The sequence below is a fragment of the Prosthecobacter fluviatilis genome (genome assembly GCF_055388355.1).
The window spans coordinates 6060168-6082899 of record NZ_AP043782.1 but is presented as its reverse complement, the minus strand read 5'-3'; the positions used below and the strand labels follow the sequence as shown (position 1 = coordinate 6082899).

18 protein-coding genes and 1 tRNA gene are annotated in these 22732 nt (G+C 60.6%); 8 read left to right on the top strand and 11 right to left on the bottom strand.

Annotated features, from left to right (window positions below; translation table 11 throughout):
• Positions 1-255: 255 nt before the first annotated feature.
• The gene (gene ruvA / locus ACZ5WW_RS23775; RefSeq protein ID WP_184343852.1) at positions 256-861 is read right to left on the bottom strand and encodes a Holliday junction branch migration protein RuvA; all 606 of its coding nucleotides are present in this window, start codon (positions 859-861) and stop codon (positions 256-258) included.
• Between the two features lie 191 nt (positions 862-1052).
• Positions 1053-2891, bottom strand: a complete 1839-nt coding sequence (gene htpG, locus ACZ5WW_RS23770) for a molecular chaperone HtpG (RefSeq protein ID WP_377163622.1) — start codon at positions 2889-2891, stop codon at positions 1053-1055.
• 44 nt (positions 2892-2935) lie between these two features.
• Between htpG and ACZ5WW_RS23765 the strand changes: the two genes are divergently transcribed.
• Together ACZ5WW_RS23765 and ACZ5WW_RS23760 are read left to right on the top strand one after the other, a co-directional pair.
• On the top strand, positions 2936-3481 hold the full coding sequence (locus ACZ5WW_RS23765; RefSeq protein ID WP_377163620.1) for a YidB family protein: 546 nt from the start codon (positions 2936-2938) through the stop codon (positions 3479-3481).
• A 43-nt stretch (positions 3482-3524) separates the two neighbouring features.
• Positions 3525-4715, top strand: coding sequence for an ABC transporter permease (locus tag ACZ5WW_RS23760; protein ID WP_377163618.1), 1191 nt, complete (start codon positions 3525-3527; stop codon positions 4713-4715).
• A gap of 266 nt (positions 4716-4981) precedes the next feature.
• Here the strand turns inward: ACZ5WW_RS23760 and ACZ5WW_RS23755 are convergent, their stop codons facing one another.
• Positions 4982-6760: an ABC transporter ATP-binding protein gene (locus ACZ5WW_RS23755; protein WP_377163616.1), complete on the bottom strand. Its 1779-nt coding sequence runs from the start codon at positions 6758-6760 to the stop codon at positions 4982-4984.
• Between the two features lie 13 nt (positions 6761-6773).
• Positions 6774-8957 carry a hypothetical protein gene (locus tag ACZ5WW_RS23750; protein WP_377163614.1) on the bottom strand — a complete coding sequence of 728 codons (2184 nt, stop codon included), beginning with the start codon at positions 8955-8957 and terminating at the stop codon, positions 6774-6776.
• A 102-nt stretch (positions 8958-9059) separates the two neighbouring features.
• Between ACZ5WW_RS23750 and ACZ5WW_RS23745 the strand changes: the two genes are divergently transcribed.
• On the top strand, positions 9060-10175 hold the full coding sequence (locus ACZ5WW_RS23745; protein WP_377163612.1) for a zinc-binding dehydrogenase: 1116 nt from the start codon (positions 9060-9062) through the stop codon (positions 10173-10175).
• A gap of 18 nt (positions 10176-10193) precedes the next feature.
• On the opposite strand, the gene ACZ5WW_RS23740 is transcribed toward ACZ5WW_RS23745, so the two are convergent.
• Complete coding sequence (locus ACZ5WW_RS23740; RefSeq protein ID WP_377163610.1) at positions 10194-10562, bottom strand: hypothetical protein; 369 nt, start codon at positions 10560-10562, stop codon at positions 10194-10196.
• Positions 10559-12067: a N,N-dimethylformamidase beta subunit family domain-containing protein gene (locus ACZ5WW_RS23735; protein WP_377163608.1), complete on the bottom strand. Its 1509-nt coding sequence runs from the start codon at positions 12065-12067 to the stop codon at positions 10559-10561. Before ACZ5WW_RS23735 ends, ACZ5WW_RS23740 begins: the two co-directional genes overlap by 4 nt.
• A gap of 42 nt (positions 12068-12109) precedes the next feature.
• Between ACZ5WW_RS23735 and ACZ5WW_RS23730 the strand changes: the two genes are divergently transcribed.
• The 4 genes from ACZ5WW_RS23730 to ACZ5WW_RS23715 all read left to right on the top strand — a co-directional run bounded on the left by ACZ5WW_RS23730 (position 12110) and on the right by ACZ5WW_RS23715 (position 15173).
• A complete protein-coding gene (locus ACZ5WW_RS23730; RefSeq protein ID WP_377163606.1) occupies positions 12110-13003 on the top strand; it encodes a metallophosphoesterase in 894 nt (297 codons plus the stop codon).
• Between the two features lie 63 nt (positions 13004-13066).
• Complete coding sequence (locus ACZ5WW_RS23725; RefSeq protein WP_377163604.1) at positions 13067-14431, top strand: DUF1501 domain-containing protein; 1365 nt, start codon at positions 13067-13069, stop codon at positions 14429-14431.
• A 28-nt stretch (positions 14432-14459) separates the two neighbouring features.
• Positions 14460-14747, top strand: coding sequence for a GIY-YIG nuclease family protein (locus tag ACZ5WW_RS23720; protein ID WP_377163602.1), 288 nt, complete (start codon positions 14460-14462; stop codon positions 14745-14747).
• A 78-nt stretch (positions 14748-14825) separates the two neighbouring features.
• Complete coding sequence (locus ACZ5WW_RS23715; RefSeq protein ID WP_377163600.1) at positions 14826-15173, top strand: hypothetical protein; 348 nt, start codon at positions 14826-14828, stop codon at positions 15171-15173.
• 94 nt (positions 15174-15267) lie between these two features.
• Here the strand turns inward: ACZ5WW_RS23715 and ACZ5WW_RS23710 are convergent.
• Both ACZ5WW_RS23710 and ACZ5WW_RS23705 read right to left on the bottom strand, forming a co-directional pair.
• Positions 15268-15341 (bottom strand) — tRNA-Gln (locus tag ACZ5WW_RS23710).
• 64 nt (positions 15342-15405) lie between these two features.
• Positions 15406-16752: an alanine/glycine:cation symporter family protein gene (locus ACZ5WW_RS23705; protein WP_377163598.1), complete on the bottom strand. Its 1347-nt coding sequence runs from the start codon at positions 16750-16752 to the stop codon at positions 15406-15408.
• Between the two features lie 153 nt (positions 16753-16905).
• Between ACZ5WW_RS23705 and ACZ5WW_RS23700 the strand changes: the two genes are divergently transcribed.
• Positions 16906-18336 (top strand): Gfo/Idh/MocA family protein, encoded by a 1431-nt coding sequence (locus tag ACZ5WW_RS23700; protein WP_377163596.1) that lies wholly within the window; start codon positions 16906-16908, stop codon positions 18334-18336.
• A gap of 100 nt (positions 18337-18436) precedes the next feature.
• Here the strand turns inward: ACZ5WW_RS23700 and ACZ5WW_RS23695 are convergent, their stop codons facing one another.
• The 3 genes from ACZ5WW_RS23695 to ACZ5WW_RS23685 all read right to left on the bottom strand — a co-directional run bounded on the left by ACZ5WW_RS23695 (position 18437) and on the right by ACZ5WW_RS23685 (position 22631).
• Positions 18437-19738, bottom strand: coding sequence for a DUF1501 domain-containing protein (locus ACZ5WW_RS23695; protein WP_377163594.1), 1302 nt, complete (start codon positions 19736-19738; stop codon positions 18437-18439).
• Between the two features lie 37 nt (positions 19739-19775).
• Positions 19776-21944, bottom strand: a complete 2169-nt coding sequence (locus tag ACZ5WW_RS23690) for a DUF1549 domain-containing protein (RefSeq protein WP_377163592.1) — start codon at positions 21942-21944, stop codon at positions 19776-19778.
• Positions 21945-22055: 111 nt separating this feature from the next.
• Positions 22056-22631: a DUF4339 domain-containing protein gene (locus ACZ5WW_RS23685; protein WP_377163590.1), complete on the bottom strand. Its 576-nt coding sequence runs from the start codon at positions 22629-22631 to the stop codon at positions 22056-22058.
• Positions 22632-22732: the final 101 nt, after the last annotated feature.

Sequence of the window (22732 nt, the reverse complement as noted above, 5' to 3'; positions counted from 1 at the left end):
GCAGCAGTGCTGGTAGGGCCCCGCTGTGTCGGGGCCGAAGTTTTGGGTCTACGGCGTCGCGGGTGCTGAAAAAGGTGCGCCGTCCTTGGGATGTCGAAAGGAGGGGGGCGGGCCTCGATGGACTCCAGTCGCATGTTACCCCAGCGCTCCGAGGCTTCTTTTCAACTGTTGCTGGTATAAGAGCCCAGCATGAGGGACCACCGCACGCTCAATGCGCAGCGGAGCTGAACCTTGTTGCACAGCAACAAGGCTACTTTAGCTCAAACTCCTCAGCGCTTCCCTGATCAGCTTGTCCGCTGTATCCATGCCCGGCTGCTTGGCCAGATCATTCACCACCTTGATCGCTTCGCTCTGCTTGTAGCCTAGCGCGATCAGGCCCAGCACCGCATCTGACTGCGCCTCCTGCTTCGGATCATGCGCGCCCTTCGCGGTGCGGGAGGCCTGCCACGCCTCCACCACGCCCACCTTGTCCTTCAGCTCCAACACGATTCGCTCGGCGGTCTTGCCGCCCACGCCCTTAATGCGGGAGAGCGATTTCACATCGCCGCTGATCACCGCATCCTTGAACGCTGCCACCGGCATGCCGCTGATCACGCTCAGCGCCATCTTCGGCCCGATCCCCGACACCCGGTCCATCAGCAGGCGGAAGAGATCGCGCTCATCCGAGGTCATAAAACCAAAGAGAGTGTGCTCGCGCTCCGTCACGTGGTAGTGCGTCAGCAGCTGCACTTCCTCGCCCATCTGCGGCAGCCTGTCGAAGGTGCTCAGCGGAATGAGCACGACATACCCCACGCCATGGACATCCAGCGTGGCACGGTGAGGAAGAGCTTCGGCCAGGCGGCCGCGAAGAAAGGCGATCATGCCGCCATGAAGGCGGAAGGGCGCAAAGGTGCAAGCACTGGTTTGCAGCTTCTCAACCTCCACCACGCTCGCACGACAAAATGGCCGCCTTCAGGCCTGCCTTCGCGTTGTGCGGACCACTCTTTGACGCCACAAAAAAACGCCCTGCAGCGATGGCTCACCGCAGGGCGCTCTGATCTTTCTTGGCAGCCTTACGCCGACAGCTTCTCCATCAGCTTCTGCGTGCGCTCGATGATCCGCTGCGGCTCATCCAGCAGCCCGGCGGAGAGCAGCGCATTGTCCAGAATCTGCTCGGTGATGAGCCCGGCGGTTTCCGGGTCCTTGGCGCGCAGGCCGGAGAGATTGCGCACCAGCGGGTGGCGTGGGTTGATTTCAAAGATCACCTTCGAGCCCGGCATGTCGCCGTCCTTGCCCATGGCCTTCATCATCTGGCGGATCTGCGGGCTCATCTCGCCCTCGGGGGTGAGCACCAGCGCAGGGCTGCCCACGAGGCGTTTGCCCGTGCGCACCGTTTCCACCTGGGTGGAAAGGCGCTCCTTGATCCAGTCGCAGAGGGAGGTGGCATCTGCCTCCGCCAGAGCCTCGCCCTCCTCGCTGCTGTCGCCGAGGTCGATGTCCGGGGCGTTCACAGACTTCAGGTCCTTGTCCTCAAACTTGTTCAGGCTGGAGATCACATACTCGTCGATGTGCTCAAACATGTAGAGCACTTCATAGCCCTTCGCCTTGAAAGCGGCGACGTACGGGCCGCTTTCGATGGAGCTGCGCGAGGTGGCCACCTGATAGTAGATCTCCTTCTGCCCTTCCTTCATGCGCTTCACGTAGTCGCTCAGGCTCACGGTCTCGCCGGGCTCGGTCATGCTGGACTCAAAGCGCAGCAGCTTGGCGATGGCGTCGCGGTTCGTGTAATCCGTGGCGATGCCCTCTTTGAAGAAGCGGCTGAAGTTCGAGTAGAACTCATTGTATTTCTTCGGGTCCTCCACGGCTTCCTTGTCCAGGTGCTTGAGCAGGCGCTTCACCACCACGTCTCCCAGCTTCTTCACCAGCGCGCTGTCCTGCATGGACTCGCGGGAGATGTTCAGCGGCAGGTCTTCGCTGTCAATCACACCACGCACAAAGCGCATCCACTCCGGCAGCAGCTTCTTCGGCTTCGGGTCGATCAGCACCTTCTTGCAGTACAGGCCCACATTCGGCTCCATCTGGCCCATGCCAAAGGACTCCATGTTCTGCGTCGGGGTGAAGAGCAGCGCATTGATGGCGATGGGGGACTCGGCCTGGAAATGCAGGCGGTAGCTCGGCTCATCAAAGGCGTGCGCCGCAAAGCGGTAAAACTCCGTGTACTGCTCATCGGTGATGCCGTCCTTCGACTTCAGCCACAGCGCCTCCACCGTGTTCACGCGCTCGCCGTCCAGCATGACGGGGAAGCTCACAAAGTTGGAATACTTTTCCAGGATCTGCTTCACGCGGTGCTTCTGGGCAAACTCCGCCGCATCTTCCTTCAAGTGCAGCACGATCTTGCAGCCGCGTGCCTGGTCGGAGGAGTCGTCGATGGTGTAGCTGGTGCTACCATCGCTGGTCCAGATGAGGTGTTCGCCCTCCTTGCGCCAGGAGTGCGTATGCACCTCCACCTTGTCCGCCACCATAAAGGCGGAGTAGAAGCCCACGCCAAACTGGCCAATGAGCTGCGCGTCGTTCTGCTTGCCCGCGTTTTTCAGCGCGGCGGCAAAGGCCTTGGAGCCCGAGTGGGCGATGGTGCCCAGGTTTTCCACCAACTCGGCGCGTGTCATGCCGATGCCGTGGTCGGCGATGGTCAGCGTGCGGGCGGCTTCATCCGTGGTGATGCTAATCTCCAGCGCGGCGGTGTCATCAAAGACCTCCTTCTCCGTCAGCTGCGTCAGGCGCATCTTCTCCATCGCATCAGACGCATTGGACACCAGCTCACGGATGAAGATCTCGCGGTCGGTGTAGAGGCTGTGAATGACGATATCGAGGACTTGTTTGACTTCGGCCTGGAATTCGTGTGTCTGGCTCATGGTTGTTATGGGTTTTGAGGGTTAGGGGGCGGAGAGAGTAGCTGGTGGAAAACGCGGGTCAAGAGCTGCGCGGTGCAAGATGGCTGGGCCAAAGAATCGCCACAGTCATTCCACCCCGTCCCCTTGACTTTCCCACGCGCTCCCGCACACTCGCCGCCTCTATGGGACTTTTCGATTCTCTCGCCAAAAACGCGCTGGGCGGCATGCTCGGCGGTCAGGACCCCGCAGCCATGCTCTCCAGCCTGCTCAGCGAGGCCGGTGGCCTCAGCGGCATGATGTCCAAATTTCAATCCGCAGGCTTTGGCGAGGCCTTCTCCTCCTGGGTCGGCACCGGGGCCAATCAGCCCATCACCCCCGAGCAGATGCAGCAGGCCATCGGCCTCGACTCCCTCCAGGCTCTCGCCGCCAAGGTGGGCATGCGGGACAGCACCGTTCTCCCCCTGCTGGCGCAGTTCCTTCCGCAGGTCATCGACAAGCTGACCCCTCAGGGCCAGATCCACGAAGATCACCCCACCGGCAGCCAGATCCAGAGCGTGCTCACCAGCGTCATCAGCAGCAGCTTCGGCGGCCTGTTTGGCGGCGGTCGCTGAGATTCCCTGCGCCTCGGCGCGCCTCCTGCACGTATTCACGCTTATGCTACGCCTGGCCCTCAAGATGCTCTTTGGCGACACGGCGAAGTATCTCATGCTCGTCGCAGGGCTGGCCGTGGCCACCTTTCTCATGGCGCAGCAGACCGCCGTCTTCTGCGGGCTGATGAACTGGACCAAGTCCACCCTGAAAAACGTGCCAGCCCCCATCTGGGTGGTGGAGGACAAGGTGGAGCAGGTCAATGAAACCAATCCGCTGCTGGACACCGACGTGGCCCGTGTGCGCAGCGTCAAAAGCGTGGCCTGGGCCAGCCCCATCTACTCCGGCATCCAGCGCGTGCGTCTGGAAAACGGCAACTTCAAGATGATCCAGCTCATTGGCATCGACTCCAACACCCTTGCCGGAGCCCCGGCCAAGATGCTTGCGGGGGATTTGATGAAGCTGCGCCTGCCGCACTCTGTCGTCATCGACGACCTCGGCGTCACGCGCCTGGCCCGCAAACGCGGTGAACAGGTGAAGGTGGGCGATGTCTTCGAGCTCAACGACCAGGAGGCCCGCGTGGTGGGCATCGCCGATGCAGTGACCTCCTTCACCGGCGGCCCCTATGTCTGGACCACTTACGAGCGCGCCCTGCAGTATGTGCCCCCTCAACGCAAGATGCTGCAGGCCGTGATTTGCGCCCCACGCGAAGGCGTCAGCCTGGAGCAGGCTGTCGAGGACATCCGCCGCACCACCGGGCTCAAGGCCTTCATCAATCGCGAGGCCAATTTCAGCGAGTTCTGGGCCCAGCGCGGAGGTGGCGAGACCAACAACTTCAGTGTCTCGACCGTGTGGTGGTATGTGAAGAACACCGGCATTCCCATCTCCTTTGGCACCACAGTCATCATCGGCCTGCTGGTGGGCATGGCCGTGAGCTGCCAGACCTTCTACTCCTTTGTGCTGGAAAACATGCGCCACCTCGGCGCGCTCAAGGCCATGGGCGCCTCCAACGGCACCCTCTGCCTCATGCTCATCACCCAGGCCTTCACCGTTGGCATCATCGGCTACGGCATCGGCCTGCTGGGCACCTCCGGCTTTGCCATGGGCGCGCTGAAGAATGAGCAGCCCCCCTTCTACATGCCGGAGTTTGTCCCCTTCGCAGTACTGGGCGTCGTCCTCAGCATCTGCGCCCTGGCCGCCCTTCTCGGCATCTGGCGCGTGAGCAAGCTGGAACCCGCGATGGTGTTCCGGAGCTGAGTGCGACTGACACTCCCGCCCGTTGATCATCGCTCACGGATGGCTGATGCCATGCTGTGCTGAAAACGGGTTTGATGGCGAAAGCACGAGCAGACGGAGGGGGATCATCTTGATGCCCACACATGCGGCGTGTTTGCGGATGAATCGAGCACGCTGGGCGATGCGGGAATGTGTGGGATCGGGACGATCCCACTCCGCCGGAGCACTGCCTGCCCGCAGAGCGAACGCAGTGAGGCAATGCCCATCGCACTCCAAACCACCGCCCCCTACTCCAGCTGCAGCTTCGCCAGCGAGCCATACAGGCCGCCGGGGCGGGCCACCAGCTCCTCATGTGTGCCGCGCTCCAGGATGGCGCCGCCGGACATGACGAGGATCTGGTCGCAACGCCTCACGGTGCTGAGACGATGCGCGATGATGATGCTGGTGCGGTTTTCCATCAGCTTGTCCAGCGCGTCCTGAACCAGACGCTCGCTTTCGGCGTCGAGGCTGCTGGTGGCTTCGTCGAGAATCAGGATGGCCGGATCGGCAAGAATGGCGCGTGCGATGGCGATGCGCTGGCGCTGGCCGCCGGAGAGCTGCGTGCCGCGGTCTCCCACCAGCGTCTGGTAGCCTTCCGTCAGGCCCGCGATGAAATCGTGCGCATTGGCCTTTTTGGCCGCGCTGATGATCTCCTCCTCGGTGGCGTCCGGCTTGCCGTAGGCGATGTTTTCCCGGATGCTGCCGCCAAAGAGCAGCACCTCTTGCGGCACCAGCGCGAGATTCCGCCGCAGCGTGGTCAGCGACATGTCACGAATGGGCTGCCCGTCGATGCGGATCTCCCCGCTCGTCGGGTCATAAAAGCGGAACAGCAGGGACACGCTGGTGCTCTTGCCCGAGCCACTCGGACCCACGAGAGCGATACGCTGCCCGGCCTTGGCCTGCAGGCTGAAATCCCGCAGCACTACGGCCTCTGGCCGCGTGGGGTAGGCAAAGCTCACGTCGCGCATGTCGATCTCGCCTTTGAAGTGCAGCTTGGCCACATTGTCGTCTTCGGGCTCAGTGTCATCCCGCAGGATCTCGCGCACACGCTCCGTGGCACCCAGAGAGCGCTGGAGCTGGGTGATCAGTTCCGGAAATTGCATGAAGGACGCTGCGATCATGCCGCTGAGCCCCGCAAACTGCGTCAGCTCCTCCTTGCCAATGCCGCCGTCATTGAGCATGCGCATGGCAAACCACGTGACCAGGATCAACGCCACGCTGAAGGCAAAGATGATGAAGGCGATGAAAGACGCCCGCGGCACCGCAGCGCGCAGCACGGTGCGCAGGTACTCGCTCAGATTCTTGTCATAACGCGCCAGCTCATACGCCTCGTTGCGGAAGGCCTTCACGCTCACGATGCTCTGCAGGCTCTCGTCCACCACCACCTGGGAGGCGGCCAGATTGTCCTGCGCACGGCGCGTCAGCTTGCGGATGCGAGCGCCAAAGATGGCGATCATCACGATCACCACCGGGATCGTGCCCACCATGAAGAGAGAGAGCTTCACGGACATGTTCAGGATCAGCACCAGACAGAGCGAGAGCATGACCGTGTGCCGGATCAGCATCGGAATTGTGACCACCAGCGTCTCGCGCATGGCCTCCACATCATTGGCCAGCCGGGAGGCCAGCTCGCCCACACGGCGGTGGTTCAGCGTCCCCATCGGCAGGCGGATGATGCGGCTGAAAGTATCCAGCCTCAGGGCCGCCAGCGCACGCTCGGAGGCCTTGGCAAAGAGCATGATGCGGAAAAACGCGATTACCGCCTGCGCGGAAATCAGTGCTACAAGATACCAGACACTGTGATTCAGTTCGGCCATCCATTCCGGCCCATGAGCGCCACCAATCCCCTTTCCGGCCACCGCCGCCAGCTCCTTGATGAAGAGGATCGTCATGCCGCCCGTGATCGCCAGCGCGATCAGTGCGGGGATGAACACATTGTAGTGCGGACGCAGGTAGTTCAGGAAAAAGCCAGCGTCTTTCCACGCCGCACGGTCCCACAGTTTTTTACTCGCTCGTTCTTCAGCCATGATGGTTATTCTTCTAATCGACACGCACCGTCCAGCGCAGCGTGGGTTTGTCAGTCAGCTCCAAAACGCTGAGGCTTTCAGCATCATCCCCCTGACGTCTGCTTCGCGTGAGGAAATAATCACGCCCACCTCCGCTAAAGCGCACGTTCAGTCCAAGCTGGCTGTTGCCATTTCCCAGAGCCCACTCGTGACGGTACAAATAGCTTTTTGGCAGGGAGATCGTCAGCCTGCGCCCACCACCGGCAGAACTGGTGAGAGCCGCCTGGATTTCCTTCGGGTCAAACACAGCTGCATAGCCGCTGCCAAACGCCCAAGGAGCGATCGGACTGACCTCCAAATCACCATCGGCAGCTTTACCGCTGATGCGAAGCGCCGCCGTAGCCCCGGGTGTCAGGCGCTCGCCATAGCTGCGGGCGTCGATGTTTAGCAGGAGCTCAAATGCCTTGCCGGAGGAATCGTCCACAAGACTGACGCCGGTCAGGTCAAGCGTAAGAAACAGCTTCATGCTGTCCGCATCTGCCCGCAGTGTCACAGCACTTTCCTGAGCATCCGCAGCACTCAGTTTCACAGACTCTTTCAGCCCCATGTTGCGGGTGAGCTCGACGTCACGGTCAAAAATCTGCCTCCCCCCATTCGAACTCAAGGCCAGCTTGAGTGGCAGCACCCGGCGAAACTGATTCTGACCTTCAGATGGAAGCGGCAGCGCGAGCTTGAGAAGCTCCGAGTTGCCGGCATCCAGCGCCAGCTTTCCAGCCTGCTTTTTTCCAGCCCATTCAGACTCCCATGCCACGGAGAGCCCGGTGCCAGCGCTATTTTCGATTTCAAGTTCAGGGGAGAACTCCGCCTCCTGATTGAAAGCCACACGTGCGTTCCAGGCAATGCTGAACGGACGCAGAGTCACGACGATGTCCTCGATTCGGGACTGTTTGCCAGCCACCACAAGAACAGGCAGGCGCATTCTGCCATCGACCAGCGGCAGCTCCCTGGTGTCGGTAATGGCGTAACTGAGCTTCACCGTCTGCTTTGCGCCAGCATTCAGCTGAAATTCCGGATTGGTGTCTTTGGGCTTTAACCCTGCGGGCACCAGCGGCAGCACAGTCAGGGCCAGAGGTTCGCGGCGAGTGTTGGCCAGCAAAAATTCCAGCGTCATCTGCCCCTGGCCCGCCAACGTCGCTGTGGCAGCACTGATTTCCCAAGAAACCGCAGGCGCGCCCTGCATCACATCCTGGTACAGGATGCGCCCCATTTCCGCATGCATGGCGGTCGTGGGTGTCATCGGCCCTTGAGACGAAGGGGAGTTCAGCAAACTTTGATACTGCTGCATCAAGGCTGGGAAGATTTGGTCCGCTCCCTTCGCGCCTGCGGGAGCCTCAAGAAGGCGTGACAAATCGCCCATGTCTGAGAAAATGACCCCTTCCCGGATGCTGGCTTCACGCAGCACACAGGAAGGGCCGCGTGTGCATGCCAGACTGGCCTCCTCCGGTTCTGCCGCCTGAGGAACAGGGCCGGCAACGATCACTTCAAGATGTTTGCCACGCGCCGTGTCCAGCAGACTGCGAAATGCCACCGCCACATCCGCTGCAGACACACCTGCCAGCCCGTCTTCCAGTCCTTGGGCCAGCAGCACCAGGTCCGGCAGCCCCTGAAAGCCTAAGGTCGAGAGGGCCGAGGCCGCAGACATGATGCTGGAGGTTTGGACAGGCTGAATCAAAATTTCCGGCCCCATCACCTTGGAATCCTTGTCGCGCAATTTGCCACCCGGGCGCACAATGCGTACGCCGCCGGTGTAGTAAAACTGTGATGCCAGCTTTTTCGCAAAGACACCGGCAAAGCTTTTGAGCATCGGATCCACACCGGCTTCAGACGTCACTCCATCCAAGATCGCATCTCCCAGCACTACGATCTGCACACGCTCACGGCGCGTAAGCTTCAGCAGCGTCTGCGGCAGATATTTCCTCCAGCGATCCCGCTGGACAGGAGAAAGATCGAAATAGGTCTGAGGCAGCACGACCGGCGAAGGCAGTTTTTCTTCAGCAGCTCGCGCCGCAGCCTGGAGGGCCGGCAAGTCCGGCACTGTTTCAGCAGCAGGTACAGGAGCCGCAGGCACCGGGGTGGCAGGTGCCTGAGCCCGGAGACCGGTCACGCCCAGCAACGCCAGAGTGCCGAGGATGGAGAATGTCTTGCGGTTGGAAAACATGCGCCCGCTATCTCAGCGAGCCCGGCCACGGCTGCAACCGGCGAGTGCGTTTATGGCACAGGGTTGCGCAGCGGGCCGGTTTCGTCATCATCTGCCCCAACCATGTCCACCCTAGCCCCAGCCGCCGTCCTCTACGAAGCCAAGAAGCCCCTGCGCGTCGAGGAGGTCAAAGTGCTGCCGCCCCAGGCGGGAGAGGTCACCGTGCGGATGAAGGCCGCCGGCGTCTGCCACAGCGACCTGCATGTGATGAAGGGAGACCTCTCCATGCCCATGCCCATCATCCTCGGGCACGAGGGCAGCGGCGTCATCGAGGCCATAGGAGAGGGCGTCACCTCCGTGGAGGTGGGAGATCACGTCATTCTCGTCTGGCGTGGCTCCTGCGGGAAATGCGAGTACTGCAGCAGCGGCCGCCCCGCACTGTGCGACATGGGCACCGCCATGCGCTTCACCGGCCTCATGCCGGATGGCACCACCCGCTTTCAAAACTCCGCCGGAGAGAGCATCCGCCACTACGCCGGCGTCTCCGCCTTCTCCTCCCTGGCCACCATGCCCCAGGCCTCCGTGGTGAAGATCCCCAAGGAGTTCTCCTTTGAAAAAGCCGCGCTCATCGGCTGCGGCGTCATCACCGGCGTGGGCGCGGTGGAAAAAGCCGCCCGCGTGCAGCCCAACAGCACCGTGGCCGTCATCGGCTGCGGCGGCATCGGGCTCAATATCGTGCAGGGTGCACGCATGGCCGGGGCGCGCCAGATCATCGCCGTGGACAAATTCAGCCGCAAGGAAGCCGACGCCCGCCAGTTCGGCGCCACCGACTACGTGGACGTGAACGCCGGCGACCCCGTGCAGGCCATCAAAGACCTCACCGATGGCAAAGGCGTGGACTACGCCTTCGAGGCATACGGCTCCGGCAAGACCGCCGAGCAGGCCTTTGACGCCACCAAGAAAGGCGGCATGTGCGTCATGGTGGGCATCACCAGCGCCGCCGACCGCGCCAGCATCAATGTAAACCAGCTCGTCTATGCCGAGAAAACCCTGCGCGGCAGCCTCTACGGCAGCACCCAGCCCCGCAAAGACCTGCTCCTCCTCATCGCCATGCACCAATCCGGCAGGCTGATGCTCGATGAGCTGGTAACGAAGCGGTATCCGCTGGAGGGCATCAATGAAGCGTATGCTGCGCTGCAGCGCGGTGAGGTGGCGCGGAGTTTGATCGTGTTTGAGTGAGGGAGCCGTAAAGCTTCTTCAAAAGATAGGGGTGATTACCTTGCCAAATATCTGCAGAACGGCCCATGCATACCAAAACGCTGGCGCACAGACGGCAGCACCTACGAGTGCGCGCCACCACCCACGCATACCGAGATGCTGAACGAAGCTGCACAGGACCGGAACTAGAACAGCAGCCACGCACAACCAGCCAAAGTGCTGTTCCACCCAGTTCCAACAACGATCCGCCCACAGGGTTCGATCTTCGGCGTTGGCCACGAGCAACTGATGCTTGTGGAGAAATGCAATTTTCAGTCGAACAGCATGATGCGTCGCTAGCGCAGTGAAAGGCGCCATTGCCCAGGCGGCCATTTCCAGTGCTCGAGCACTGGCGATTTGCCATTTCATGCCAGAGCCCGCTTCAGTGCGTTCCTAGTCATCTGCTGCACGCGCTCATCCGGCCCGTGCGGGCGGGAGAAGTGGCTCCAGGGGATCATGTGGCCGGGGGGATCGCTGAGGCCCTGGCACCAGAAAATCGTCGTGGCGTTGAAGACGATGTTTTTCTTTGGGCCTTCATAAACCGTGGCGGCGTATTTGCCCAACCGCGTGCCGCTGGCCCACACATTGCCTTCGCCCACCACCTCCAACCCCGGACGCGCCGTGTCGGGATCGCCGTGAAACTCCCAGCCCACGAGACCGGGGATGCTGTCCCCTTTCTTCATACCCGTGCCTTCAAACAGCCAGTGCTCCGGCTTGGCGCAGGTCCAGTCGCCGCCGCCGTTGAAAGGCACCGTCGTGCGCGCGCCGATGATGTCGCGCTCATCCGGCCCCGGATTCTCAAACGGGCCCAGCACTTTCGAGTACGCCTCCTTCTCCTCCTCGCGGAATTCGCCGTAGCAGGTCTCGCGGGTCAGGCGGCGGTTTGCTTCGCCCTTCGCATTCGGGGTAAAGGGCGTGACCATATACACATCGTTGGCCGAGAGCCACAGCACGCTCAGACCGTCCGCAATGGCCTGCTTCACGTTCGCATACTGGCGCATGTCCCAGTATTCATCATGGCCCACGCTGATCATCGACTTCGCGCGCGCCAGATTGGCGGGGTTCAGATTGTCCACATTGGAGCAGTAGGTCACATCGTAGCCCTCCTTCTCGAGCCAGTAGCATAGCGGATACTCCCACAGCAAAAACTCACCGCTGCCCATGCTCTGCGGATTGTCAAAGATCTGCACGTATTTGCCATACGGGCGGTCAAAGCTCACGCTCACACCGGGGGCATGCGCCGCGCGCGGATCGGTGTAGAGGGACTCGTTCACCGGCCAGCGGTTGTAGGCCTGCCAGGTGTTGTCGCTGCATTGGAAAAGGATGTCCGCCGGACGGTCGTCCGTGACGATGAAGACGATGTAGCTCTGCCAGTAGGGCTTGTCAGCAGCTTCGGGGATCGTGCTCAGTCTTCCCAGATACACACCGCTGGGCCAGTCCTGCGGGATCGTCAGCGTGGTGCTGGCCTCCCACCGGCACTCGCGCAGGCGCTTGTCCGCCATCTCCGGCACGGGCTGCTCCTTGCCCTCGAAGGGGCCGAGTGTGGTCATGAGCCGCGCACCCGAGCCGCCGTAGTAGCCCATGCGGAAAATCTCGACGCTGAAGCGCGCCACCGGCCGCGTGCTCACAAAGATGTCCATCTTCTCCCCCGCCTTCACCGACTGTCGCGAGCAGTAGCCCTCGATGAGAGAGGTGCGGTAAGACTTCGCGCCATCCGGACGCATGCGCGTGAGCTGAAAGCTGGCCCCCGCCTTCGCATTCTCAGCCTTGATCAGCTCCGGCTGCCTCTTCGTGGTGGGTGCCGCCATCAGCTTGCGGGCACTGGTCATTGCGGCAACGGCACTGGTGGTCTTGATGAATTCGCGGCGGTCCATAGTTGGAGCAATACGGGCCGGAAGCGTCGCGTATAGCAGCCTATGCCGATTCATCTGACCTCCCGCCGAAATTTCATCGCCCAGATGGGTGCCGCAGCAGCCCTGGCACACAGCAGTGCTGGTGCAGCCGAGGTGGATGAAAACCTCATCGCCATTCTCAATGACACCCATGTGGGCGGCAAGCACCCGGCCACGGCCTCCATCCCCACGCACCTGCGTGACACCGTCGCCTGGCTCGTGGCCCAGCCCAAGCGTCCTGCGGCAGTCGTCATCAATGGCGACCTGGCGCTCAATAGCGGCCTGCCGGACGACTACACCCATTTTGCCAAACTGATCGCCCCGCTGCATGAGGCGGGCATCCCCGTGCACCTCAGCATGGGCAACCACGATGACCGCGATGTCTTTTATCAAGTGCTGACCGCTGAAAAGCCCGCCACCGCAGCCGTGGCCTCCAAGCACGTCGGTGTAGTGCAGACCGCTCGTGCCAATCTCTTTCTGCTCGACTCCCTCAAAGCGCGCATGGTGGCGCAGGGACTGCTCGGGGATGAGCAGCTCGCCTGGCTGGCCAAGGCTCTGGACACACACGCCAACAAGCCCGCGCTCGTCTTTGCCCATCACAATCCGCGCCTTGGTGGCGAAGAGAAGCACTTCCCCGGCGGCCTGGAGGACTCCGAGCCGCTGTGGGAGCTGCTGGTCGCCCGCCCGCAGGTGAAGGCCTACATCCATGGGCACATCCACCACCGCAATTTTTTCCACCACCGCGGCATCCACATCCTCAATACCCCGGCCACCTCCTATGTGTCCAATCCCAAGGAAAGCACCACCGGCTGGACCATGGCCACGCTGAGCGCCACCGGCGGCAGCTTCACCACCCACACGCACCTGCCGGAGCACGAGTGGAATGGTGCGAAGGTCGATCTCCAGTGGCGGACGTGAAAACCGCTCACTTATTTTCGTTTCGCAAGAACGCGCCTCTCGCCGCGTAGGTTCTGGACGGTCATGTCCTCTCACGTTCCAGAGATTCGTATTTCGCGGCGCAGCCTGCTTCATGCAGGTGGCGTGGGGATGCTAGGCTATGGGCTGAACCAACTCGCTGCATTGGGCGCGCCCTCGTCACGCCCCGGCATCGGGATCGGCAAGGCGAAGTCCGTCATCATGATCTTCAATGGCGGCGCTCCTAGCCACATCGACCTCTGGGATCCCAAGCCCGACGGCCCCTCGGAGATTCGCGGTGAGTTCAAGACCATCCGCACCAGCGTGCCCGGCATCCACGTCACCGAGCTGCTGCCGCAGATGGCAAAGCGCATGGACAAGCTGGCACTCATCCGCTCCGTGCACCACGGCCACAGCAGCCACAATGGCGGCATGCACTGGGCCACCACCGGGCGGCCCTATCGTGTGGACAGCACGCTCATCACCCCCAGCCCCACGGACTTGCCCGGCGTGGGCACCCTCGTGGGCTGGCTGGCTCAGCGGGACGGCTTTAGCAAAGGCGTACCGCCCTACGTCATCACCCCCTTCCCTCATTGCGACAGCAAGGTGTACCTCACCCCCGGCCAGTTCGGCGGCTGCCTCGGCACACGCTACGATCCCTACGTGCTGGATGACGACCCCAATGCCGCCACATTCCGTGTGCGCAACATGGGCCTCGACTCCAGCCTCACGCCCGCACGTTTCCAGGAGCGCCTCTCGCTGCTCAATCAGATGAGCGCCGTCTCGCGCCCAATCGCATCCCCGCAGGTGGCGCAGATGGACATCTTCAATGAGCAGGCCTACACCATGCTTCAGTCCGGCAAGGCCGCCGCTGCCTTTGACCTTTCCAAGGAGCCCGACAAAGTGCGCGAGCGCTATGGCCGCCATAGCTGGGGCCAGTCCCACCTCCTCGCGCGCCGTCTCATCGAGTCCGGCACCCGCTTTGTCACCACGGTGAACGGCCCGTCCATCACCTGGGACACGCACAAGGACAACTTCAACGGTCTCAAAAACCGCCTCGTACCGCCCATGGAGCAGGCCTATGCCGCGCTGCTGGACGACCTGGAGGAGCGCGGGCTGCTGGAAAGCACCCTCGTAGTCTGGATGGGAGAATTTGGCCGCACGCCCAAGATCAACACCGACGCCGGGCGTGACCACTGGCCGGGTTGCTACACCGTGGTGCTGGCAGGCGGCGGCGTGCGCGGCGGCCAGGTCATCGGCAGTTCGGACGCCAGCGGGGCCTACCCCAAGGACCGCCCCATCACTCCGGCAGACATCCACGCCAGCATCTACTCCGCCCTGGGTTACGACTACCGCGAGATCAGCTACCGTTCCTCGGACGACCGCCCCATCGCGCTGACCGAAGGCTCGATGATCAGCGAGCTGTTTTGATTTCCAGCCACTCCGGCTATGTTGCGCCGTGCCGAAGAAGAAAAAGCCTGCCAAAGCCAAGAGCAAAGCTGCTAAAAAGTGGCACCTCTATGTCCTGCTCTGCAAAGACGAGACACTTTACTGTGGCATCACCAATGATCTGGACCGCCGGATAGCCCAGCACAATGCAGGCAAGGGCGCACGCTACACCCGAGGACGAGGCCCGGTAATTCTGCTGCGTTCCTGGCCTCAAAAGAACAAATCCACAGCCTTAAGAGCCGAAATTTCTTTCAAAAAACTTAGCCGAGCAGGCAAAGAAGAGTATCTCGCTGCCTAAGCACGCATAACAAGGCAGAAATATGTGTTTTGCGAAGGGTTTCTGAGACAGCGCGCCATTCTTGTGGTACTTGAACAGATGGTCACAACAAAAGCAGTCACTAAAAAAGCGCCTTTCTCCCGTCGGGTAGTTGATCACGTCACCGATGAGCTGGTGAATGTTCTTTCCTCAGGGGAAACTTTTGAGTTCAAAACTCTCTTTGCGAAGGTGTTTGAGGGATTGAAGCTGAAAAACGCTGTGAGCGGAGGCGAAGAGATGCTGCGCCTGAGGTCGTATGAAAAGATTCTCAAGCTGACGAACTGCGGACTGGTCAAAAAAGTTGGCAAAACTTACCGTGCTTTGGAAGGCATCGAAACAGCCTCCAGCACTCACCGCCTGGCACGGCTGGACTCAGCCATCCTCGCAGCCACACAGGCCAAGTCCTGAGACAGCAGCTTTAAGTTTAGCGAAACGGCACGGCGCGTCTTAATTAGATGGCCGTGCCTTCTTTTTTATGCCTGCATTGCTGCAGGAAACGAAGTGGTTGCCTCACAAGGATTCGAACCTTGAATAACAGATTCAGAATCTGCTGTGTTACCATTACACCATGAGGCAGTGATAAGGCGGGCGGAGAGAATAGTGGATAGTGGCGTTCTTGCAAGTGGGACAGCAGACTTTTTCACTCCCCGCCGGTCAATTCATGACGATGGGCCTTGGTTTCAGCCACAATCACCCCGCTGAGACAGATCAGGCAGATGAGATTTGGCAGTGCCATCAGCCCATTCGCCGCGTCAGCAAAGTCCCAGACAGCCTGCGCGGGCTGGACCGAGCCAAACAGCACGGCCAGCACCCAGAGAACTCGGTAGGGTTTCACCGCGCGAGAGCCAAAGAGGTACTCCGCTGCTTTTTCACCATAGTAGCCCCAGCCGAGAATGGTGGAGAAAACAAAGGTCATCAGGCCAAACATGAGGATGTACGGCCCCCAGACGTGCAAATCATTGAAGGCAGCGCTGGTCAGCGCAGCTTTGGGCAGGCCGTCCTTCCAGTGGCCACTGCTCACCACCACCAGGCCGGTCATGAGGCACACCACCACGGTGTCCCAAAAGGTGGCCGTGCTGCTCACCAACGCCTGACGCACCGGATTCCGCGTCTGCGCCGCTGCAGCCACGATGGGCGCGGAGCCCAGGCCGGACTCATTCGAGAAAAGTCCCCGAGCGATGCCCGCGCGAGCCACCTCCTTCAATCCTGCCCCCACGAAACCGCCCACCGCCGCCTGCCCGTTCCACGCTCCATTCCAGATGTCCAGGAAGGTCTGCGGCAGCACCGCATAGTTTTTGATCAGGATCAGCGCACAGCCTACCACGTAGCCCACGGCCATCACCGGCACCAAAAAGCCGCACACTTTGGCGATGCTCTTAACGCCACCGAGCACCACGGCCGCCGTCAGCGCCGCCATCACCCCACCGGCGATCCAGCGCAACTGGGTCACTGATTCCGGCTTCACCTTCTCGATGAGCATCTCCACGATGCTGTTGGCCTGTGTCATGTTGCCAATACCAAAGGCAGCGATGCAGGTGAAGACGGCAAACACAACTCCCAGCCACTTCTGCCCTAGCCCACGCTCCAGCGCATACATGGGCCCGCCCGCCATACTGCCGTCAGGCATGGTGATGCGATACTTCACCGCAAGCACAGCCTCCGAATACTTGGTGGCGATGCCAAACACGCCCGTGAGCCACATCCACAGCACCGCACCCGGCCCACCCATGGCAACCGCACCTGCCACGCCGATGATGTTGCCTGTGCCAATGGTGGCGGCCAGCGCCGTCATCAGCGCGCCAAACTGAGACACGTCCCCTTCCCCCTCCTTGTGCCGGGAGAATGAGATGCGGATGGCCTGAATCATGTGCTTCTGAATGAAGCCGGTGCGAAGCGTCAGAAACAGATGAGTGCCGAAAAGCAGAATGATGAGAGGCGCCCCCCAGACAAAACCGGAGAGATCAGCAGCAAATTTAGCAAAGTCCATGAAGTCTTTTAAGGTGTGATACGGTCATGCGCCAAGCACAAACAATGCCCTGAAGAAATTTCTCCACCACAAGCCAAGTTTTTTCCGCACGACTACATTCCCATTGCGTATTTCTGCGCCAATCCGCTATCTTTGCGGTCCCAATCCACCCACATGAAGCCCTCGCTCTTCCCCAACCGTCGTACCTTCCTTCGTAGCACCGCCGCAACCGCAGGCGGCATCTTCTTCCCTAACCTGCTCATCGGCCAGGACGCGGCGGTCGTCAAAAAGATCAACGTCGCCGGCATCGGCGGCGCAGGCGGCAAAGGAGCCTCCGACGTGGGCATTTCGGCCAAAGGAGCCAACATCGTGGCCATCTGTGACGTGGACCGTGAGCGCCTCAAGCAGGCCCAGCAGAAGTATCCTGACGCCAAGATGTTCGAAAGCTTCCGCGAAATGTTCGATGCCATGGGAGACAAGATCGACATGTGCACCGTCTCCACGCCGGACCACGCTCACTACCCTGCAGCGATGGAAGCCATCAAGCGTGGCAAGCACGTGTGCGTGCAAAAGCCGCTGGTCAACCGCATCTGGGAGGCCAACCAGCTCCACGAGGCCGCCAAGAAAAAAGGCGTGAAGACGAACATGGGCAATCAGGGCCACACCGGCAAGGGCATCCGCTTCCTCAAGCAGTGGGTCAGCGAAGGCATCGTCGGCAACGTCAAAGAAATCCACGTTTGGACCAACCGCCCCATCTGGCCTCAGGGGAACGAAGCCAAGGCCAAGTACATCCAGGGCACCGTACCGAAGATCAAGGAAAAGAAAAAAGGCCCTGACGGCAAGGACATCATCGTCGAGACCGCCGAAGACCTCTTCAACTGGGAGCACTGGCTGGCTGCCTGCCCTTCCGTCCCCTTCACCGACGGCCTGCACCCCTTCGCCTGGCGTGGTCATCGTGAATACGGTGCCGGTGCCATGGGCGACATGGGCTGCCACCTTCTGGACGGCCCCTTCTGGGCCTGCGGCCTTGGCGAACCCTACAAGATGGAAGCCGAGTGCACCGAACTCACCGACGTGAGCTGGCCGAAATCCTCCCACGTCATCTTCTACTTCAAGACGGAAAAATACGGCGAAATCAAACTGCACTGGTACGAAGGCAGCTTGAAGCCCGAGCGGCCTGCTGAACTCGAAGCTGAGCGCGACTGGGACAAGATCAAAGGCGGCTTCCTCCTCCGTGGTGACGCCGGTGTCATCCTCAACACCGACGACTACTGCGGCAGCCCACGCCTCATTCCGAACACCAAGATGGCCGACTTCCTCGGCGGCAAGTCTCCTGAGCTCAAGCTTGAAACCTCCATCGCTGAAGGTGAGCCGCAGCTCGAACTGATCCGTGCGATCGAACAGGACAAGATCTGTGGCAGCAACTTCGACTACTCCGTGCCGCTGACCAAGCTCTGCCTCTTCGGCAACCTGGCCATCGCCAATCCGGGCAAGGTCATCAACTGGGACGCCGCCAAGCAGGAGTCCGACAACGCAGAAGCCAACAAGCTCATCACCCGTGCGGCCTACCGCCAGGGCTGGGACTACAGCGCCGCGAATATCTAGGCTCTGAATCAGGCGGCAAGCCTGAGTGCCAACATTCAAACGACGACGCCCGGCAGCTACACACTGCCGGGCGTCTTTTTTCCCTGAAACCATCCATGCCTCACGCAAATAAATGCGTGAGAGGCTGCCCTTTGTCGGCCACGGTGAAAGGACGCTTGCTTGGCGAGTAGATCACCTGATCCAATGGCAGGCCCAAGGCATACCCTATGGTGGCATTCAAATCTGGCGGTCCAACCTTGTCTGCGGCGATGCCGGAACCATCCGGCGTGGTGGCTCCATATTTCATCCCGCCTTTGATGCCGCCGCCAATGATGACGGAGGAAAAAACCGGGTAGTGATCACGCCCCTGGTTCTGATTGATCTTCGGTGTGCGGCCAAACTCGGAGCTCACCACAATCATGGTGCTCTCCAGCATTCCGCGATGTTCGAGGTCGGAGATGAGCGCCGCCAGCGCAGTGTCCAGCGTGTCGCAGAGCCGGGGTGTGTTGATGAAGTTGGCGACATGAGTGTCCCAGCTGCCCAGGCTGACTTCGACAAAACGCACCCCATGCTCAACAAGGCGGCGTGCAAGCAGGCACCCCTGTCCGAAGGTGTCTTTACCGTAGGCCTGCCGCAGCGCATCCGGCTCCTTGGTGAGGTCAAAGGCCACGAGGTCCTCGCTCTTCATGAGTTTCACGGCATCGTCATACACGTCTGAGTAGGCTTTGACGCCGCGCGTGTCCCACTTGCCCTGAAACTCTGCATCCAGCGAATGCGCAAGATCACGACGCATAGCAAAGCGTTCATCGGTCACGCCCTTCTGAGGCTTGACGTTTTGCAGGCCGGCCTCGGGATTGTTCACCATGAGAGGGCCGTGCTTTTTGGCAAAGAAGCCCGCGCCGGGATGGCGGCTGTCATTGCCCACATACACATAGGGAGGCAGGGCGGGATTGCCAGGGCCCTGGAAGAAGCTGAGCCATGCGCCCATGCCGGGATGCTTGATTGTGCTACGCAGGCCAAAGCTGGTGTGCATGAAGTAATTCGCCTGTTCATGCGCGGCGGTGTTGGTGGCCATGGAATTGATCACACATGCGTGATGCATCTGCTTGGCCGTCCGCGGCAGGTATTCGCTAATCTGCACACCGTCGGCGCTCGTCTTGATGGCCTTGACCGGACCCGCGACCTCCTTGTTGTCCGGCTTGGGATCCCAGGTGTCCAGATGACTCTGCCCACCCGTCATGTAAAGGAAGATGACATTGCGTGCGGTGGCCGCCTGCTTGGCGGTGGCACTTCCTTCACCGACAGCGAAAGCCTTGCCGGAGAACAGCTGCTCCATGGAGGGCAGCAAACCGACCCCAAGGCAGGACTGGGCCATGCGGGTCATCACAGCGCGGCGGGAGAGGTCGTTGTTGGGCGTTTTCATGATGCGTTTGAATGAGGTGTTGATGAAAGGTCCGGCTCTATTCGACGAAGATAAAACGCTGGGTGCTAAGAGCAGCCAGGGTGATGTCCTCCCACAGAGTCTTGGAGGAGGCGTAGCTTTCCAGAGTCTGAAGCATGTGAGCCTTCTCCTTGGCGTTCGGCTTGCGCGAGTAGAGGCTGAGAAAGAGCGTGTCGATTTTCTCCTCGTTGGTTTTGGCCTTGCGCAGATTGATGCTGAGCGTGGACCAGGCACTGGTAAGCTGGTTGAGGAGAGAGCCATTCAGCATCGTCAGCGCCTGCGGCACACTGGCCTCATCACTGGCGTTTTCGATGATCTCGCGGTCGCTCTGGCCAAACTCGCGCAGGAAATGCCCCCGCGGCGCAGGAGAGGGCAGCTCAGCAGCCCGGCTCCAGGTCTGGTGCAGTGTTCGCTGGAAATTTTCGAAGCTCTTGATGCTTTTTGCATCCTTCATGCCGAGCACTTCTTCGTCCGCTTTGAGGGTGGTCAAGACCCTCGCGTCAAGAGGTGCGTCCTTGGGATCCACGCGGCTGTCCTGCATGAGATTCATCATGGCCATCTCCATGGGCCCATCTCCGCTGACCGCCGCAAGCTGCTTCTGAATTTCCTGGTTGCCGGACTTTTTAGCAGCCTCATAGAAGCATTTCGAAACCTGCTCACGCAGAATGCGCTGGCTTTCCCCCAGCCGACGCTGGATTTCTCGAGACTTGGCCTTGTCGTCTTTTGCGCGGGCCTCATCGAGTTCTTTGCGGAGCTGCTCAAACTCCTTGTTCTGTTCGCGCATTCCCGCAGCCACCTCTTTGGCGGCCTCAAACAGCAGCGGTGCCTCGGTCTTGTCCAGCAGCTGCGCGAGGTGATGGCGGTTTTCGAGGTCACGGCGTTCGCGCTCACGGGTGCTCCAGTTCACCTGGTCAGGATCTGGGCTGACAAGAGTGACGAGGGAATCCCAGACCTGCTCTGAGCGCATGCGGTGAAACACCGGTCCCTGGAAGTAGCAAGGCGTGCCGGGAGAGACTTCCTTGATGCTCTCACGTGCAAAGGCCTGCGTATTCAGCAGCACCCTCAAGTAGGCCTTCATATCGTATTTCAGCGCGACCATCTGCCGCTCCAGAAAGTGCATCAGCTCGGGGTTGGAGGCCACGCTGCTGTCCATCATTTCATCCACCTGCTCATAGAGGCCTGCCCCAAAAACGCGCTGCCAGAGGCGGCTGGCAATAATCGTGGTAAATCGCGGGTTTTCCTGAGATGTCAGCCACTGTCCGAATTCCCCGATGGTGTTTGCCCCCTTTTGCAGCGTGACGGGCTTGCCAAACATGACCGCCGCTTGAACCACATCCTTGGGCTTTGCGTCTTTGTATTTGTAGTCATGCGGCAGACGGAGCTGGCCTTTGTTTTGCACCACCTGCGTATCACGCAGCGGACGCACCGCCTCGGTGATGGCCTGGCGCATGAGGTCACGGGTCTCGGCGTCGAGGCTTTTGTCCGCACGGATCATCTTCTGAGCCTCCTCGGCACTCTGGGAGCGGTAGCTGGTGGCGCTCATGTTGTGCGTGAAAGCCGCCATCTCGTAGAACTGCTTTTGCGTCCATTTGTCAAAAGGGTGGTCGTGGCACTGGGCACACTCCATGCGGGTGCCTAGAAAGATGCGGGTGGTGTTGGACAGATTGTCCAGCGGCATGCCACGATCGCGCATGTAATAGCCGATGGCCCCGGTGTCGAAGCAGGTGCCTTCACTGGAGACGAGCTCACGGGCCACCTGGTCCCATGGTTTGTTCTCCCGCAGTGCGCTGCGGATGTAGTTCAGGTAATTCTGCGAGGTGGTGTTGCCAGCGACGCCCTGGCTTTGGGCGCGAAGCACATCGGCCCAGTAGTTGAAAAAATTCTGCACATATCCTTCGCTGGCCAGGAGCGAATCGATGAGCTTGGCACGCTTGTCCGGCATCTGGCAGGCATGGAAGGCGCGGGCCTCATCCAGCGTGGGAATGCGGCCGACGACAGTCAGATAGACACGGCGCAGGAAGGTGGCGTCGTCCACTGGAGCGTTGGGCTTGATCTGATGTTTCTGCCAGCTTTTGGCAAGCAGGGCATCGACCTGCCTGGATGCGGCAGTTGTGTCCACAGAAGCGGCATGCAGCGTGACGGCGGACAAGGCAGCGGCGAAAATCGAAAGTGTTGTGCTGGCTTTCATGCCAGAACCAACGCGGCACTCCCACGGCAGATGTCAACGCCTCCTCAGGATGCCAAATCCTGCACACCAAATGGCAATCCAGTCCTTGCCAGCCGAGCCGGCGGATGGGAATTATTTTGCAGCGGTGTCGTTGAGCAGCCCTTTGATCACGTCCCAAGCCTCCCCCATGCCCTTCATCAGTTCAGAAAGCCCGGGACCCAAAATCCAGGAGGAATAGGTAATGATCAGCCACCAGCCAACCGCATTCAAAATAATCATGAGCGTGACCAGCACCTCCACCCAGCGCCCCCAGACGACGAGATAGCCGTTCTCATCTTTCTTCTGGCGGAAAATGTGGTCTGTGTACAACGACACAGCCGCCCACCACAGCATTGGCGGGAAAAACAAAAAACCCAGAATCATGCGCCTGAGCACGGTGCCGCCACGCTGATCGTAAGGCACACGGTTGTAGTCGCGGTAGCGAGCTACCCGGCGGCGGATGGGGCGGACGGTGAGGCCATCAGCCACAATCTGCCCTTCGGCATGCAGCTCCAGCAGAGAGGAAACCGGGTGCCACTGCTCCTCGTCCTCACGTTTCACCAGATCGCTGTCCCGAATGGAACCATAGGCAAGAAAATTGCGCAGATCATCCTTGGAGCACGGGCCCAGTGTCTTTTGGCCTTTGGCGATGTAATAGGCAGCATGCACGAATCAGTAGGAATCAAGCGGTTCTACAATAGATCGGAACACGGGTAATATGCAATATCCGCACCAAGATGTAATGTAAGTTTTTTATCATTAAACATGCC